At 36.7% G+C, this 15,344-nt stretch carries 16 protein-coding genes and 1 pseudogene; 13 read left to right on the forward strand and 4 right to left on the reverse strand.

Features of this window, described 5'->3' with window-relative positions; translation table 11 throughout:
- Positions 1–92: 92 nt before the first annotated feature.
- Together JI665_RS25790 and JI665_RS25795 are read right to left on the reverse strand one after the other, a co-directional pair.
- A complete protein-coding gene (locus JI665_RS25790; RefSeq protein WP_206845576.1) occupies positions 93–3,032 on the reverse strand; it encodes a Tn3 family transposase in 2,940 nt (979 codons plus the stop codon).
- Between the two features lie 14 nt (positions 3,033–3,046).
- Positions 3,047–3,604 carry a recombinase family protein gene (locus JI665_RS25795; RefSeq protein WP_029343401.1) on the reverse strand — a complete coding sequence of 186 codons (558 nt, stop codon included), beginning with the start codon at positions 3,602–3,604 and terminating at the stop codon, positions 3,047–3,049.
- A 432-nt stretch (positions 3,605–4,036) separates the two neighbouring features.
- Between JI665_RS25795 and JI665_RS25800 the strand changes: the two genes are divergently transcribed.
- The 10 genes and pseudogenes from JI665_RS25800 to JI665_RS25845 all read left to right on the forward strand — a co-directional run.
- On the forward strand, positions 4,037–4,765 hold the full coding sequence (locus tag JI665_RS25800; RefSeq protein ID WP_001073002.1) for an organomercurial lyase MerB3: 729 nt from the start codon (positions 4,037–4,039) through the stop codon (positions 4,763–4,765).
- A gap of 77 nt (positions 4,766–4,842) precedes the next feature.
- Positions 4,843–5,241 carry a mercury resistance transcriptional regulator MerR1 gene (gene merR1 / locus JI665_RS25805; protein WP_000672080.1) on the forward strand — a complete coding sequence of 133 codons (399 nt, stop codon included), beginning with the start codon at positions 4,843–4,845 and terminating at the stop codon, positions 5,239–5,241.
- Entirely contained in the window at positions 5,238–5,525 is a 288-nt protein-coding gene (gene merE / locus JI665_RS25810; protein WP_254912385.1) for a mercury resistance MerE, read from the forward strand. The genes merR1 and merE overlap by 4 nt, the downstream gene beginning before the upstream one ends.
- Entirely contained in the window at positions 5,522–5,818 is a 297-nt protein-coding gene (gene merT / locus JI665_RS25815; RefSeq protein ID WP_000660891.1) for a mercuric transport protein MerT, read from the forward strand. Before merE ends, merT begins: the two co-directional genes overlap by 4 nt.
- A 23-nt stretch (positions 5,819–5,841) precedes the next feature.
- The gene (gene merP / locus JI665_RS25820) at positions 5,842–6,216 is read left to right on the forward strand and encodes a mercury resistance system substrate-binding protein MerP (RefSeq protein ID WP_000867937.1); all 375 of its coding nucleotides are present in this window, start codon (positions 5,842–5,844) and stop codon (positions 6,214–6,216) included.
- Between the two features lie 18 nt (positions 6,217–6,234).
- Complete coding sequence (merA, locus tag JI665_RS25825) at positions 6,235–8,130, forward strand: mercury(II) reductase (RefSeq protein WP_032489320.1); 1,896 nt, start codon at positions 6,235–6,237, stop codon at positions 8,128–8,130.
- Between the two features lie 900 nt (positions 8,131–9,030).
- A complete protein-coding gene (merR2, locus tag JI665_RS25830; RefSeq protein ID WP_000389892.1) occupies positions 9,031–9,420 on the forward strand; it encodes a mercury resistance transcriptional regulator MerR2 in 390 nt (129 codons plus the stop codon).
- Positions 9,417–10,046 (forward strand): organomercurial lyase MerB2, encoded by a 630-nt coding sequence (merB2, locus tag JI665_RS25835; protein ID WP_000792368.1) that lies wholly within the window; start codon positions 9,417–9,419, stop codon positions 10,044–10,046. Before merR2 ends, merB2 begins: the two co-directional genes overlap by 4 nt.
- Positions 10,047–10,195: 149 nt before the next feature.
- Positions 10,196–10,852, forward strand: a complete 657-nt coding sequence (locus JI665_RS25840; protein ID WP_000845541.1) for an organomercurial lyase MerB1 — start codon at positions 10,196–10,198, stop codon at positions 10,850–10,852.
- 414 nt (positions 10,853–11,266) lie between these two features.
- Positions 11,267–11,392, forward strand: a pseudogene (locus JI665_RS25845) (Tn3 family transposase); the annotation flags it as partial.
- A gap of 20 nt (positions 11,393–11,412) precedes the next feature.
- On the opposite strand, the gene JI665_RS25850 reads toward JI665_RS25845, so the two are convergent.
- Together JI665_RS25850 and JI665_RS29065 are read right to left on the reverse strand one after the other, a co-directional pair.
- On the reverse strand, positions 11,413–12,027 hold the full coding sequence (locus JI665_RS25850; protein WP_206845580.1) for a hypothetical protein: 615 nt from the start codon (positions 12,025–12,027) through the stop codon (positions 11,413–11,415).
- A gap of 86 nt (positions 12,028–12,113) precedes the next feature.
- On the reverse strand, positions 12,114–12,239 hold the full coding sequence (locus JI665_RS29065; RefSeq protein WP_256815743.1) for a hypothetical protein: 126 nt from the start codon (positions 12,237–12,239) through the stop codon (positions 12,114–12,116).
- 130 nt (positions 12,240–12,369) lie between these two features.
- Here JI665_RS29065 and JI665_RS25855 point away from each other — a divergent pair, with 130 nt between their 5' ends.
- The 3 genes from JI665_RS25855 to JI665_RS25865 all read left to right on the forward strand — a co-directional run bounded on the left by JI665_RS25855 (position 12,370) and on the right by JI665_RS25865 (position 15,281).
- A complete protein-coding gene (locus JI665_RS25855; protein WP_009335983.1) occupies positions 12,370–13,281 on the forward strand; it encodes a hypothetical protein in 912 nt (303 codons plus the stop codon).
- 485 nt (positions 13,282–13,766) lie between these two features.
- Entirely contained in the window at positions 13,767–14,339 is a 573-nt protein-coding gene (locus JI665_RS25860) for a hypothetical protein (protein ID WP_035332674.1), read from the forward strand.
- Between the two features lie 426 nt (positions 14,340–14,765).
- Positions 14,766–15,281: a hypothetical protein gene (locus tag JI665_RS25865; RefSeq protein ID WP_035332675.1), complete on the forward strand. Its 516-nt coding sequence runs from the start codon at positions 14,766–14,768 to the stop codon at positions 15,279–15,281.
- The last annotated feature ends 63 nt before the right edge of the window (positions 15,282–15,344 follow it).

Below are 15,344 nucleotides of genomic sequence, written 5' to 3' on the forward strand. Positions count from 1 at the left end.
AGGAAAGTCATCGCATGAAAAACCGAAAAAGCATTTTTTCGGCAAAAGTGTAAAAAGGAAACGAGCAAAAAGTGTAAAATTCGACTTGACGTCTACAGTAGTGAATGTAGACTTGCTACTTTACTTGCATCAAAGTTGTATTCACCAAGAAAATTAATGTGTTCCCATCCTAACGGAGAAACATGTTTAAGTAAATCTTCTCTCAAATTCCCCTTTTCCTTCAATAATTTTGTTGCTTCTGTAAGATAAACGGTATTCCATACGCTAATAGCATTTATTAGAATATTTAAAGCACTTGCACGTTGTAGTTGGTCTTGTATTCCTCGTTCTCGTAACTCACCTCGTTTTCCAAAGAATAAGGCTCTTGCTAACCCATTCATGGCTTCCCCTTTATTTAGTCCTCGCTGAATTCGACGGCGTAGTGTTTCGTTAGATATGTAATCCAAAATAAAAATGGTCTTTTCGATTCTCCCCATTTCTCGCAAAGTAGTTGCAAGTTTATTTTGTCTCGCATATGACCCTAATTTCCCCATAATAAGTGAACCAGACACTTTTCCTTCTCGAATAGAATGAGCTACACGTAATACGTCATCAAAATTCTCTTGAATAATTTTAGTATTAATACGACCACGGAGTATATTTTCTAGTTTTGGGAATTCATTCGGCGTTTGGATGGTGAATAGCTTAGAGTCAGCTAAATCACGTAGCCTTGGTGCAAAACGAAATCCTAGTAAATGACTCAATCCAAATACTGAGTCGGCGTAGCCAGCTGTATCTGTAAAATGCTCTTCAATATTTAAATCTGTCTCATGATGAAGTAATCCATCGATAACGTGTACAGCATCACGAGCATTGGTATTAATGACTTTCGTATAAAAACTTGAAAATTGATCACTGGTAAATCGATAAATGGTTGCCCCTTTTCCAGACCCATAGTGTGGATTGGCATCGGCATGTAACGATGAAACACCAACCTGTACGCGCATTCCATCAGAGGAAGAGGTACTTCCATCTCCCCAATAGGAAGCTAGTTTAAGCTTATGTTGAAAATTTACTAATGTCGCTTGTGCACGACTTATAGCATCATCGAATAAACGCCATTGCGCTGCATTAGCCATTTGATGATAGGTAACTCCTGGTGTCGCTTCTGCCATTTTAGTAAGACCTATGTTAGTTCCCATCGCCATGAGAGCAGCCATGAGAACTACTTTTTCCTCTCCCTTTGGTGGGCGATTGGTTGAGGCATGTATCAACATTTCATCAAATCCTGTCCAGTGTGCTACCTCCATTAAAAGATCAGTGAGCTTTATTCTTGGCAACATATTATATAAAGACAGGCTAAAAGCTCTCGCTTCTTCGGGTGTATTCTTCTCCAAACGGTCCACTCGGATCTTAGCCTTTTCGATATTTACTCCTTCTAGAGAATCAAGATTATTTGAAACCCATGTAAGGCGTTGAGCTAGTGACTTTCTTCTTTCCTCAATATATTCATCTGCCGATGAACGAACGGCTAGTTTAGTTTCCGTAAGACGAGTTGTTGTCCAATCTTTTTTAGGAACAAGATACTCTTCAAAATCTTTATGAAGTCTACTACCGACTACGGATATGTCGCCTGAACGAATATGATTTTTCAACTCTGTTAGTGCAGCCATCTCATAATAGTGCCGGTTAATTATTCCATCATCACCATAAACATGCTTCTTCCAACGTTTAGGAATAAAATCTACCGGGGCATCATTTGGAATTTTTCTTTTACCAGATTCATTTATTTCATTTAGCGTTTTTAGGGCTTGCAATAATGGCTCTGTACCTTGTGTAGAACGAAATTCAAGAGATTTAAGAAAAGTAGGAGTATATTTTCTTAGATAAGAAAACCGATTTTCTAACAAATCTAGATAATCGTAATCCATCGGTCGGGCTAATTTTTGGGCTTCTTCAACGGAAGAAACAATTTTATCCCACGGCATAATCATTTCAATAGCATTAAATGGATCAAGCCCTTCATTTCGTGCTTGAATAAGTGCAGCACCAATATCTGCAAAATGCACGACTTTTTCATTCACTGCTTTTCCATTTTCTTTTTGCATTTCCTCTTGTGTTTTACGACCCTTTGATTGTAAAATCATCATTTGTCTATCATGAATTTCAATTGCTTGGTCAATTAGATCTTGGCTTAGTGTTACTAGATAGGCAACAAGAATTGCATATTTCTTCATTTCTTTAAATCTTCGAAATGAGTGTGGTTCATACCGTGCTCCAATACGAGATAATTGAAGTAACCGATTGGGATGGATTTGTTCTGTATTTATTTCTAATTTTAATTCTCGAATATATTCTAAGCGCTTTATGACTTTTAAAAAGGCTTCAGGTGAAGATTGGCCGGGAAGCTCCCTCAGCCATGCTAAAGGGGTTTTTCTATTGTCTACAAATGGATCTATAAGTTTATCTAACTTTTGTTTTTGCCATTTGGAAAGAGTACAAGTTAATGATTTAAAAATCCTTTCCTCTGCTCGTTGACGAGTTTCCCAAACAAGCCTTTCTATAGTAGTCATGCCAGGGAGAATAATTTTCTGATTACGTAGTTCTTCTTGTGCTGTACGAAGAAGATACATTGAATTTCCATTTTGAAGGGCATGATTCAAAAGAAACTGAGCTGCCTTGCGATAGTTCCCTAAGGAAAAATTTTGATAACCATAAACTTGACGGATTTCTTCCATATGCTCATGTTTAGTTGGCTCTCGTTGGGCATATAAAGAAAATGAATTAGGATTAACATCTATTTGGCTAGCTATGTATTCGATTATGTAATCTGGAATAGGTCCAACATCTGAAAGGGACCATCCAGGATAGCGTAGAACACATAATTGAACAGCAAAGCCTAATCGATTATGATCTCTTCTGTGTCGTTTAATAATTTCAAGGTCATATTGTGAAAAAGTATAATAAGTTTCTAGTTCACTTTCGCTCATATCAGCTGGAATTCGTACAAATTCCGTTCTTTGATCTTCTGTTAGTAATTCTTTCCCTCTCATGCTACAACTCCTTGCTAGATATCTTTTTTCTTTTCTAGATAACGATATAAGGTTGTCGCTCCAATGCCTGTTGCCGTCTTAATTTGAGATAAAGAGTAATCTTTGCTTTCATACATTTTTATAGCAAGTTCTATTTTCTTTAAATCAACCTTCGGTCTGCCTCCGTTTCTTCCCCTAGCTCTAGCAGCCGTCAATCCATCCTTCGTTCGTTCACTAATAATATCTCGTTCTAATTCTGCTATGCTGGCTAACATTCTGAAAAAGAACCGTCCCATAGCAGTTGTGGTATCGATCTTGTCTTGTATGGAAACAAAATGAATTTCCTTTGATTCGAAATATTCCATAAGCTCAATTAAATGTTTGGTACTACGACTGATACGATCTAATTTATAAACAATGACCGTGTCATCTTTACGTAAAACTTTAAGTAGTTCATCTAATTGAGGTCGATTTTTCATTTTTCCTGATTCTTTTTCTTCAAAAATCTGATCCACTCCGTAGTGAGCTAATGCATCGAGTTGTAATGATAATGATTGATCTTGTGTACTTACGCGTGCATATCCAAATTTCAACACAAATCTCCCCTTTTCTAATATGTTAACTATACCAAAAAGGGGTTTTAAATAGATATATTGGTCTTTTGATTTTGGTTATATTTTTGGTTATGTATTTAAGTAGTTTTTAAGGTTTTTAGAGAAGTTCTCTATTCATAACCAAAAACGGTCGTTTATGGTGATTTGTCCATGAACTAATGAATTAAATGGCTTTTTTAATTTTGTTCAATAATCGGGCCAGATTGTGGAACAACACTTTTAAAGAAAATTGGATATCTATGTTAAATTTCAGAATAGATGGTAAGGTTATACTTAACTAATGGGATAGTTTAGTTTTAGAAGATAAAATAATAAATCATACTTGACCCTGTACTATGGTACAGGGTTTATTCTGTACTAGGAAGAAAAATTCCTGTAAATAATTGCAGATCAAATAGAGGAGGCAGCAACATGAATCAAAATCATTTGAATACTTCGTTAAAGGACAAGGTGTTACAATCACTTGGTTTGCCAGAAGAAGGATTTGAGGGAAAAATCCGTTTATTGTCTCCTTCAGAAAATAGTATCCGTTTAGACATTCTTCTTTTCATGGCTGAGGGAAAAATCGTCAACATCAATGATTTAACTGCAACAGAGGAACAAATTGATGTCCAATCTGCTCTTCAACGTTTAAGGGAATTGGATTTAATTCACTGGGACCAAAACTCTGGGGATGTGAACGTGGCGTATCCTTTTTCAGGAGTTCCGACTCCACACCGTGTTACATTGGCTGGAATGTTGCCAGCTTATTCCATGTGTGCGATTGATGCCCTTGGCATTCCATCGATGTTTACAGATGCCGTTATTGAATCGGAATGTGCATTTTGCGGTGAAAAGATTACCATCGATGTGAAAAACAACATGCCCGTTGCCAATCCTGATACCGTGGTTGTAGGCTTGGGAACAACGGATGCTGCCGATACCAACGCATGCTGCGATTCTTCTTGCGAATCGAATGAGCCAACGTCCATTTCTACCAGCTGTTGCCCAGCCATTCAATTTTATTGTTCTGAGGAACATTGGCAAAAAGCGAATGAAAAGAATTCAACAACGGCGAAGGACAAGCTGACTCTTGCGGAAGCCTTTGAGGTTGGGGCTGCTGTTTTTGGCGGCACGTTATCTGGCTCTAAGGGTAAGTAAAATCTCATGAATGAAGTAAACTATATATTTACCCTGTACTAAGGTACGTGGTTTATGCTGTAAGTGAGGTGAGACGTATGAAATTTCGTATCGGAGAACTGGCTGACAAGTGCGGTGTTAACAAGGAGACCATTCGATATTATGAGCGTTTAGGCTTAATTCCAGAGCCTGAACGTACGGAAAAAGGATACCGAATGTATTCCCAACAAACGGTCGATCGATTGCATTTCATAAAACGAATGCAGGAATTAGGATTTACCTTAAATGAAATTGATAAATTGCTAGGGGTTGTCGATCGCGATGAAGCGAAGTGTCGTGATATGTATGATTTCACTATTTTGAAGATAGAGGACATTCAACGTAAAATTGAAGATCTTAAAAGGATTGAACGAATGCTGATGGATCTTAAAGAAAGATGTCCCGAAAACAAAGATATTTACGAATGCCCCATTATTGAAACACTGATGAAGAAATAAGAGGTGAAACAGAAATGAAAAACATAATAAAAAGTTCAGGTTGGTTTCTTGTCGCACTCATCACATGCCCGTGTCATCTGTTTTTACTACTTCCGTTGATTGCAGGAACAGCACTGGGATCATACTTCACGGAATTTAAAAATGTTATTTTCATCATGATGGGTCTGTTATTCGTTTTCGCTCTTTTCAAGGGCTGGAGAAAACTTGATCCAGAAACAAAAGAGGAAACAAAGAAAGATACAACCACACATGATTGTTGCAGCATGGAGAAGTTCAAGTCATGAAAGAAAAAGTTTCACAAGTAGCCACTGTATTTTCAGCTTTTGTTATGGCGGGTTGTTGCCTGGGTCCACTAATCTTGATTCCCCTTGGACTCACTGGGTTTGCAGGCGCAATCGCATTCTACTCGTTGAAGTATCGGTTATTGTTCAGCATCGTTACCATTGTCCTTCTTGCGTACTCCTTTTATATGGTTTATGGAAGAAAGGGTAAAAGGAAAAGTTCTGTCATTGGCTTATGGATTACAACGTTCCTTGTTTTTACCATGTTTCTTTTCTTATTTTCAGTTGAAAGTTGACTATAAAAAATGGGGTGTATTATGTGAAAGTACAAATAATCAGGATTATGATGTTGCTATCCCTTATGCTAGTGGTTAGTGCATGCAGTAACGAACAAGAAGTCCAAAAAACTGAAGTATCTAAGAGTGAAGTGAAAACAACTGCTATGAATTCAGAGAAGGATGTAAAAGCTATTACTGAAGCTGAGAAGACGGGGACATTCATGGTTATAGCAGGGATGGATTGCTGCCCGCCATCAGTTGTGGAAGATGCCATTGCACAGGTTGAAGGTGCTGGCAAAACAGCCATTAAAGTTAATGGAAGCACCGCGGAAGTAACGGTTTCTTTTGATGATACGAAAACCAATTTAGATGCAATTAAGACGGAGGTTTCAGACTTGGGTCTCCCCGTCGAATAAAAGGAGGATATTTTTACCATGAAAAAATATCGAGTGAACGTGCAAGGAATGACATGTTCGGGTTGTGAACAGCATGTAGCTGTCGCTCTTGAAAACATGGGTGCAAAAGCGATTGAAGTAGATTTTCGCCGTGGAGAAGCTGTATTTGAGCTTCCTGATGACGTGAAAGTTGAAGACGCGAAAAATGCGATTGCTGACGCAAACTATCACCCGGGCGAAGCAGAAGAATTTCAATCGGAACAAAAGACGAATTTATTGAAAAAATATCGGCTAAACGTTGAAGGAATGACCTGCACTGGTTGTGAAGAACATATTGCGGTTGCTCTTGAAAATGCAGGTGCAAAAGGGATTGAAGTAGACTTTCGTCGCGGAGAAGCACTGTTTGAACTACCGTATGATGTAGACATTGATATCGCGAAAACAGCGATTACTGACGCACAATATCAACCGGGCGAAGCAGAAGAAATACAAGTGCAATCGGAAAAAAGGACAGATGTAAGTTTAAATGATGAAGGTAACTATGATTATGATTACATCATCATCGGTTCTGGTGGAGCTGCCTTTTCATCTGCCATTGAAGCCGTTGCTTTGAACGCAAAAGTGGCTATGATTGAGCGTGGAACGGTGGGTGGAACTTGCGTTAATGTCGGATGCGTTCCTTCTAAGACCTTATTAAGAGCAGGGGAAATCAATCATCTAGCAAAAAATAATCCATTTGTGGGATTACACACTTCGGCTTCAAATGTTGATTTAGCGCCATTAGTAAAACAAAAGAATGATTTAGTAACCGAGATGCGAAATGAAAAATATGTGAATTTAATTGATGATTATGGTTTTGAATTAATAAAAGGTGAAGCAAAATTCGTAAATGAAAATACAGTTGAAGTAAATGGCAATCAAATCACAGCCAAAAGATTTTTAATAGCTACAGGTGCTTCTTCAACTGCACCTAATATTCCCGGATTAGATGAAGTAGATTATTTAACAAGCACTAGCTTATTGGAATTAAAGAAGGTTCCAAATCGTCTTACCGTAATTGGTTCAGGATATATCGGCATGGAATTAGGACAACTATTTCATAACCTCGGGTCAGAAGTCACTTTGATTCAAAGAAGCGAGCGTCTATTAAAAGAATACGATCCTGAAATTTCAGAAGCCATTACTAAGGCCTTAACAGAACAGGGAATTAATTTAGTAACAGGTGCAACCTATGAACGAGTTGAGCAAGATGGAGACATTAAAAAAGTTCATGTTGAGATAAATGGTAAAAAGCGAATTATTGAAGCAGAACAATTGCTAATTGCCACTGGAAGAAAACCAAATACAGAATCATTAAACTTACATGCAGCAGGCGTTGAAGTTGGTTCCCGTGGTGAAATTGTCATTGATGATTATCTTAAAACGACCAATTCCCGAATTTATTCAGCTGGAGATGTCACTCTCGGTCCCCAATTTGTTTATGTAGCTGCTTATGAAGGTGGACTTGCTGCTCGTAATGCAATCGGAGGACTAAATCAAAAGGTCAATTTAGAAGTGGTTCCAGGCGTTACGTTTACTTCTCCATCGATTGCAACGGTTGGTTTAACGGAGCAACAGGCAAAAGAAAAAGGATATGAAGTGAAAACATCGGTATTGCCGTTGGATGCTGTTCCAAGAGCGCTCGTTAATCGGGAAACAACAGGTGTTTTCAAATTAGTGGCAGACGCGAAAACATTGAAAGTGTTAGGGGCGCATGTAGTGGCAGAAAACGCAGGAGACGTAATTTATGCAGCAACATTAGCTGTGAAATTCGGTTTAACTGTTGGAGATCTGAGAGAAACGATGGCTCCATATCTAACAATGGCAGAAGGATTGAAGCTGGCTGTCCTAACTTTTGATAAAGATGTTTCGAAATTATCTTGCTGTGCTGGATAAGTTAGAAAAAAGATTCCTGATTATTGCTCAGGAATCTTTTTTCTGTTTTATGAATAAGGTTTTCCGTACTTTGCCAAATTAACTTTAAACTGTTTAAGGAAATGAAATATTTATATAGCATATTTGTTTTACACGGTTTATTATGTCAACAATCTGTGCACTTTGGTTAAGTCTTCTTGCTATTGAAATCTATAAAACTTACTTAATAAAAAGGATTGAGTTTCTCTACAAATTATCGAGGAATGACTAATGGTGGCAGAGGAATAAATCCCTTTTTAACAGCCATTGAGTCAGTGGCTAGGTGCAACGATTTGCACGATGATAATTACGAATAAATGCATCACTTACGTCTGCTCGATGGCTCGAAATTGCCCCAGTATTCCAAAGTCCATAAATCCCTGTACGGCGAAATAATGTCCAATGAGTATCTTCTGGTCATCTATAAACAGGCGTTTGAATATCTCCTAGTTCCTTAACTGTTTTTGATTCCGAAATAGCATTATATGGAGCTGGAACAGTGTAACCAAGACGAATTAAAATTTGATATAACTCTGTTAGATTGGGTTCGCATACATCCCGACGATAGATTTCCATAAGTTGTTTTAATTGAAGATTCTTTAAAATCTGAATGTATAAATTACATTACCCCAAGCAAACCCATTCGCGAAGGTAGCCTTGGGTTACCATATAATACTCGCTAGTATCAAGGAAACGGTTTTCATGTCGAGTTTATTATAGAAATGTTGCAATAACACCATTTTAAAGATGATGTTACTTCTATCTCCTGATTAAACTTTGTATTTAAATTATAAAATTGCACTTGACCTTCCCCTAAGGTGAACGTTGTAAACTCTAGTTAATTCAGTGATGGTCTTCCAGTTAACGAAAAGGGGGGAGATAATGGAGGATTTAACGATTGGTCAACTAGCCCAACAAACAGGAGTCAGTCGAAAAGCCATTCGACTGTATGAAGAAAAGGAATTGATACTGCCTTCTATAAAGCGTAGCGAAGGTAATTACCGCGTTTATAACCAAGAGCATGTGTTTTGTATCAATGGTATTAAACAACTCCGATCATTAGGCGTATCACTGGAGGAAATGAAAGATTTAATAGTGATTTTCGAAAAAAATACGGTGGAGATAGAACCGCATCTACAACATTTGTTAAAAGATAAACTGACCAAGATAGACGAACAAATCAACGAACTACAAAAGTTGCGTAAACACATTGAATCGTACCTTGATTCCCCGAAAGAGGCATTCAATCAAATGGAGGGATTTAAACAATGAAGAATAAAACAGAACTCAAAAAATTTTATGAACTATTGTTAGCTAAGCTGCCTAAAGAATCAGTGCCTATTCTTCGGACAATTTTTTTCTCCATTCGTGATGGGCAGGCAGTTACAGAAAGTTCTTTAATAAATCAAACGGGAATTAATACAAAAACAGTTCAGTCAGTAGTGAAGATATTAGCCCAACGGCAGATGATCGTTCGGGAGGCGGATCAAAAAATAGTAGGGGCATTGGGCTTATCGATTATACCGACTACTAACCAGATTCATTTAGGAGGACGAACTTTATTTGCCTGGTGTGCAATATCGACATTGGAGCTGTCAACTGCTCTGGTTGCTGATGTCGATATACATTCCCGTTGTGCGTACACAGGTGAACCGATTGAGGTAACTGTCCGAAATGGAAAATTAGCAAAAACAACTCCTGATTCAACAGTAATCTGGACAGTGCCGTTTGATTCTGAGGCTCCATGGGCCGGAGGAACATGTAAACAAATTCACTATTTTAGCTCAGTTGAGCATGCAAACAAGTGGAAAGAAGAACATCCAAAATTGCAAGGGGAAATTATGACTTTGGAACAAGCTCTCTCTTTTGGAAACGAATTGAAAAAATTTTTATCATAGGGTAGAGCCCATGAAGTTTCAAAAATCAGACAAGCTATGAAAAGGATGCTTTTATCGGTCAATTAGTCCAACAAATGGAGTTTTTAGGTAATGAAAAGTAATATCGAAAATAATAATAGGAACAAAAAATAACAAAGGAGGAAAAAGACATGAAAACTGAAATTCAGGAAATCGTAACCCGACTTGACCAACAGTCGAACAAGGGAGAGGGAGGAGAATCCATGAAGTGGCTGTTTCGCCCGTTGTTACAAATGCTAGCAGGGGGGGAGTCTGTCACCATTGAAGATATGGCGACAACGACCGGAAAACCTGTTGAAGAGGTGAAGAAAGTTCTCCAGTCTCTGCCAAGCGTGGAAATCGACGAACAAGGCCGTGTCGTTGGTTTAGGTCTTACCCTTATCCCTACCCCTCACCACTTTACGGTTGATGGGAAGCAACTATATGCCTGGTGCGCCCTTGACACACTTATATTTCCAGCACTCATCGGTCGTTCGGTCAACATCGAGTCACCCTGTCACAGCACCGGAGAACCTATACGGTTGAATGTGGAACCGGACCACATTGTAAGCGTGGAACCTTCCACTGCCGTTGTCTCAATCGTGACGCCAGATGATATGTCCTCGATTCGTACGGCATTCTGCAACGAAGTCCATTTCTTCAGCTCACCGAATGCAGCCGAAGACTGGCTTGACCAACATCCAGGGGGAAAAGTGTTATCTGTAGAAGATGCCTTTGAACTGGGTCGCCTAATGGGGACGCGTTACGAGGAATCTAGACCTGCCAATGGGTCATGCTGTGACATTTAGTCGCAAGTAACCACGATACCAGAAGGAGCCACAGGTCTGAAAGATGAAACCCAGGGCCAGCTCAGGACAGGTTTCCCTCTTTTATACCTGATTTCTTATATCTCTGACCGCTAACTACGCGAAGTATGCAAAGGTGGTAAAACCTACAAAAATACCCGGTATTTCTGTACTAAGGAGCCGATCCGTATATGCCATGGTACCGGAGTATTTATTCGATGCTACGATTGAAGGCTTTAAAGACGGAAAAACAGTACAAAAATACAGTTAAAATCCATAAATCATGGAGGTATTGAATAAAAAAATTCATCATTCTAGGAGGGAAAAATATGCAAACATTAATCTGTCCTGCTTGCGGATGTTCCCTCGTACGACTAGGGATTGAAAAAGATAGGGCAGCTGTGTACAAATATAAGTTTACGAGAAGACCTGCTAAAACATATTTCTCCATTGGGATGGGAACATATTAATTTTCTTGGCGAATACACATTTGATATGAAGAAAGTAGCAAGTTTATATTCACTACGCCCTCTTATTCAATAATACTAAAGGCCGATGATTCCTTAGGTAGGGAAAATCGGCTTTTTTCCTCCCAAAATTCTCTTAGCGTATGTTTTCCGCGTTTTGTTGGTAAGACCCCTATTATGAATAAATTCATGGTAAAGTGCTTCAGCATAGTCGATCACGGTCCATCTCTTAGGGGGGTTAAGCCATATTAAGCCTAATAAACCAGAGACAGAACCCCCACCAAATCCTTCTTTCTTAATAAAGTAGAGGGTTCCAATGTGTTTATTAATTAGGTAGTGGAGATCAGGATGGAGTAATTTTATTAAATCTAACGCTTTTTCAACATTATAAACAATTTCTCTGCGTTCCTCTTCGTTGAATAAATGTTTATCATCTAAGGTATCCTTTTTTTCTATTAAGTAATTATTGATTAAATGTTCACACAGAATATCGCTATCAAAAATTATCTTAATATTATCCAATTCAAAAGGAATCTGTGATTGTTGAAGGGCGTTTAATGTTTGAATAAAGTATCCTTTTTTTTCATTATCAGGAATTCCGCTACTAGTACCTTCCCCAAAATGATAATCAATAACAGCATCAATGTTTCTGTTAATTTCCCTTTTGTTTAAAAAAGTTAGGTTTGTTTTCTTTGAGACAACGCTACTCAATATTTTTACAACCCCTTTCGATAATTACTGGTTAGGGGCAAGCCCCTTATGACTTAATAGGGGGCTTGCCCCAATCAAATCACTGCTTACTCCTCGCTTGTTTTATTACCTTCATCATGTAATTGCATTACTAGGACGACAACAACACGTCTTCCTTTTTCATTAAAATGGTTCTTTGAGAATAGCTTTATGTTTTCATTGATTTTAGACATCAGCCCACCTCCTTTTTCCAAATTCAGAATTATAATACAATATTCTGTTTTAAATTTCGAATATTTTCTATTAATTTAAAATATTGTAATTATTTATTTTGTTGTTTTATAATTATTTTATTAAATCTATTTGAAAAAGAGAGGAGGGTTTAGTATATTATCAAATAAAAAAGCGAGGGAGTATGCTTACATTAACTTTCCAATGGCAACTGTTTTAAAAGAGAACTTAGATAAATACATCTCACAAAATTACAATATTAGTGTATTTGAATTTATGGGGAATCTTTTTGATATTAAATCTCTAAGCAGACCCGTTAATCTAGATTGTATGAATTGTCACTTAGCGCATTTTTCACTTTGTTGTGATGGCTCTCCCTATCCCCCAACTAAGGAAGATATTAATAAGGTATACAACCACGTAGATAATATTTTTAAAGAAACTCAATCAAATTCCGACTATTTTAAATCAAAAAAATATTATAGTGAAAACGGGATATTAGATAAAAACGGAAGCTTTATAGAGCATTGTGGGAAGTGTATATTTTCAATTAAAATAGGTGAAAAAGGCTCACATGGTTGTGCAATTCATGGTTATGCAATAAAGAACAATATAAACTACACAAAACTAAAACCCAAGGGTTGTATGATGTATCCTTTAGATATAGTAAAGTTATCAGATAATAGTGATTTTGTTTTTGGTGCTGATGATAATACAGTACTTGATGTCGTAAAACTAACTGAAAATGATGAAGTTATTTTATCAACAGTTAATGATAATAAAGGTTTCAGCAGATGGAATAAGTTTGATTTGAACTATATCTGTTTGAACAAAAATCATCGTAAACTCATCATGGATACTAGGAAACCACAGAGCGAATATAGTAAAGCATCACTTCCTGATGGTGTGTTTGTTTTAGATGAATACGTTCCTGCTTACGAACAAGAAAAACGATTTATAAAAGAATTATATGGTAATGAGACATATGAGTTTATTAGATCAAAAAGTGAACTACTAACTGAAAAGGGAATGCTCTCATTTTAGAATAGGAAATGTATTAAAAGTTTGACATTTCCTATTTCATAGAACTGTTGATTGGAAGGAGAACATGAATAAAACATTAGTCAATTTTATTGCTAGCTCTATAGTAGTATTAGTTCCTGGCAACAGAATTCTTTAAAGGGTTCTGCCTTTTCGTCGAAAAAGCAAATTGAGAGCTGTCTCCTCCAGAGAACTATTTGATCGAATTATGGTATTACTTTTAGGAAATCAACATATTGAAACTGATATTAGTGGAGTTTAATAAAGATTGAGTTCTCATTTTAGGAATACCCAAAAGCCCAATTTCTTTTGCGTTATACCGAGAAATTGGGCTTTTTATATTGGAACTTCCTTAACGTTGTAAATCCGCATTTTCCTGACTATACCCCAATAAGGACTTTTACGAAAGACTACGGATTACTAGTATAAAATATGCAATTTTTATTAATCAAAGATTTCTATCTTCTTCCCGATATAAAGTTAAGATAGTGGATTATCATTCCAACCTGCTTCAGATTGAGAAACCACTTTTAGAATTTACTCACTTATTTCGAATTGAGATGGAAAAGGATAATTCTATAAGTGATGTGATTGTTCGTTCATTCAAAAGTAAAGAAGATGCTAACAATATAATGAATCAAATGGTATTTACCCTAGAGAAATTCGTTGAAAATCAAAAACAAAATTACATGAAACTGACTGATGAAAATAGAGAAGTTAGGAACAGAAGTCAAATTTTAGGAGCGAATAAGATGAAATTTAATCTAAACATTAGTAGGGATACACTTTATACTACTCTTACAGTTATGTGTTTATTATTAATCCTTATATTTGTGGGTCGTGCTCTAATTAATACAATGAATAATATGTCAAAAGATATTTCTCATGAAACAACTAAAAAAGAAGCTTTAGTTGCTGATTATTTAAAAGCGGAAACATCTGAGCTGATACTTGAACGAAAGAGCTTTTCGTCCAGTGATTATCAAGTGATTTATGATGGGAAAGAGTATCTGGTTAGATTTGAAGGTGAGGAAATAACTAAGTTTGTTAGTGTTGATTGATGATATTATTGCTATAAATATAAGGGGATTTTAAAGGATATTGTGCTGCGGATACAATACATGAATAGGAAAAATCATTTTCCAGTTAAAAGGCTAAATTTCATTTATGATTGTTCGTCTTGTAATAGATTTCATCGAGGTTACCAAAGAGAATTGTGTCAAGATGTTTGTCCCTTTTGTATGGTAAAGAAGTATACAGAATTGAAGAAGAGTATAAGTGGATGGATTATCACACTGACTCTTTGGCCCTAAACTTCCAAATTTATAAAAAGTTTATTAGTAATAACAGGGTAGAAGAACAGAGGGAGTAAGATGATAAAAGCATCAAAATATTTTTAGATTCTTTTTTATAGTGTTCCAGAATAGTAGCTGTAAAGAGTGGAACAGAAATTAATATTTATATAAATTTGCAAAGGGATGATTCAGTTGCCGCTTAATAATGTCAAAAGACTTGCTAAGGAAACTTTAAAAGCACACTCAAAGTCACTATTCCCAGAAAGGTCCCCATTTGAGGTACATGTAAATCCAGGGGTAGATGCTTCAAAAACAAAGCCCTACTTCATCGAAACATTTATTAGCTTTGGTGATCCAATTTTTAAAAAGAGATTGTCAGCTGTGTTGAAAGAAGAAAAATATTTATTGGTGTATGAATTTAAAGAAGAAAACGAAGGCTCCATTTTCAAACCTATGTATAAAACTAACCTTCAGATGTACATGACGAAGCAAGTGATAACTACATCTGACGCTTTCATTTTAGAAACATTGACCTTAGGGTTAGTGCAAACTCATTTGACTAAGGATGGGGTCATAAAGATGAATTCATTAAAAAAAAGAAAAGATTATTTCAAATCAGAAGTTGAAAGTGAACTTTATGCAGAAAAAATTCTCATTACGCTTAAGGAATTCTTAAACAATCAATATGAGGAATATAAAAAAATATGAGTACCAAATAGCGACATCCTAATTATAGGTGGTGGTGAAAGCCATTAAGTAAGGGGAATCTTA

Origin of the sequence: Bacillus sp. NTK034, from assembly GCF_017303275.1 — a bacterium.
Lineage (GTDB): Bacteria > Bacillota > Bacilli > Bacillales > Cytobacillaceae > Cytobacillus.

Coding starts and splice junctions, on each gene's coding strand:
- JI665_RS25790 (WP_206845576.1), bottom strand. CDS start 3,032: ATGAGAGGGAAAGAATTACTAACAGAAGATCAAAGAACGGAATTTGTA.
- JI665_RS25800 (WP_001073002.1), top strand. CDS start 4,037: ATGAATCAAAATCATTTGAATACTTCGTTAAAGGACAAGGTGTTACAA.
- merR1 (WP_000672080.1), top strand. CDS start 4,843: ATGAAATTTCGTATCGGAGAACTGGCTGACAAGTGCGGTGTTAACAAG.
- merT (WP_000660891.1), top strand. CDS start 5,522: ATGAAAGAAAAAGTTTCACAAGTAGCCACTGTATTTTCAGCTTTTGTT.
- merA (WP_032489320.1), top strand. CDS start 6,235: ATGAAAAAATATCGAGTGAACGTGCAAGGAATGACATGTTCGGGTTGT.
- merR2 (WP_000389892.1), top strand. CDS start 9,031: ATGGAGGATTTAACGATTGGTCAACTAGCCCAACAAACAGGAGTCAGT.
- merB2 (WP_000792368.1), top strand. CDS start 9,417: ATGAAGAATAAAACAGAACTCAAAAAATTTTATGAACTATTGTTAGCT.
- JI665_RS25840 (WP_000845541.1), top strand. CDS start 10,196: ATGAAAACTGAAATTCAGGAAATCGTAACCCGACTTGACCAACAGTCG.
- JI665_RS29065 (WP_256815743.1), bottom strand. CDS start 12,239: ATGTCTAAAATCAATGAAAACATAAAGCTATTCTCAAAGAACCATTTT.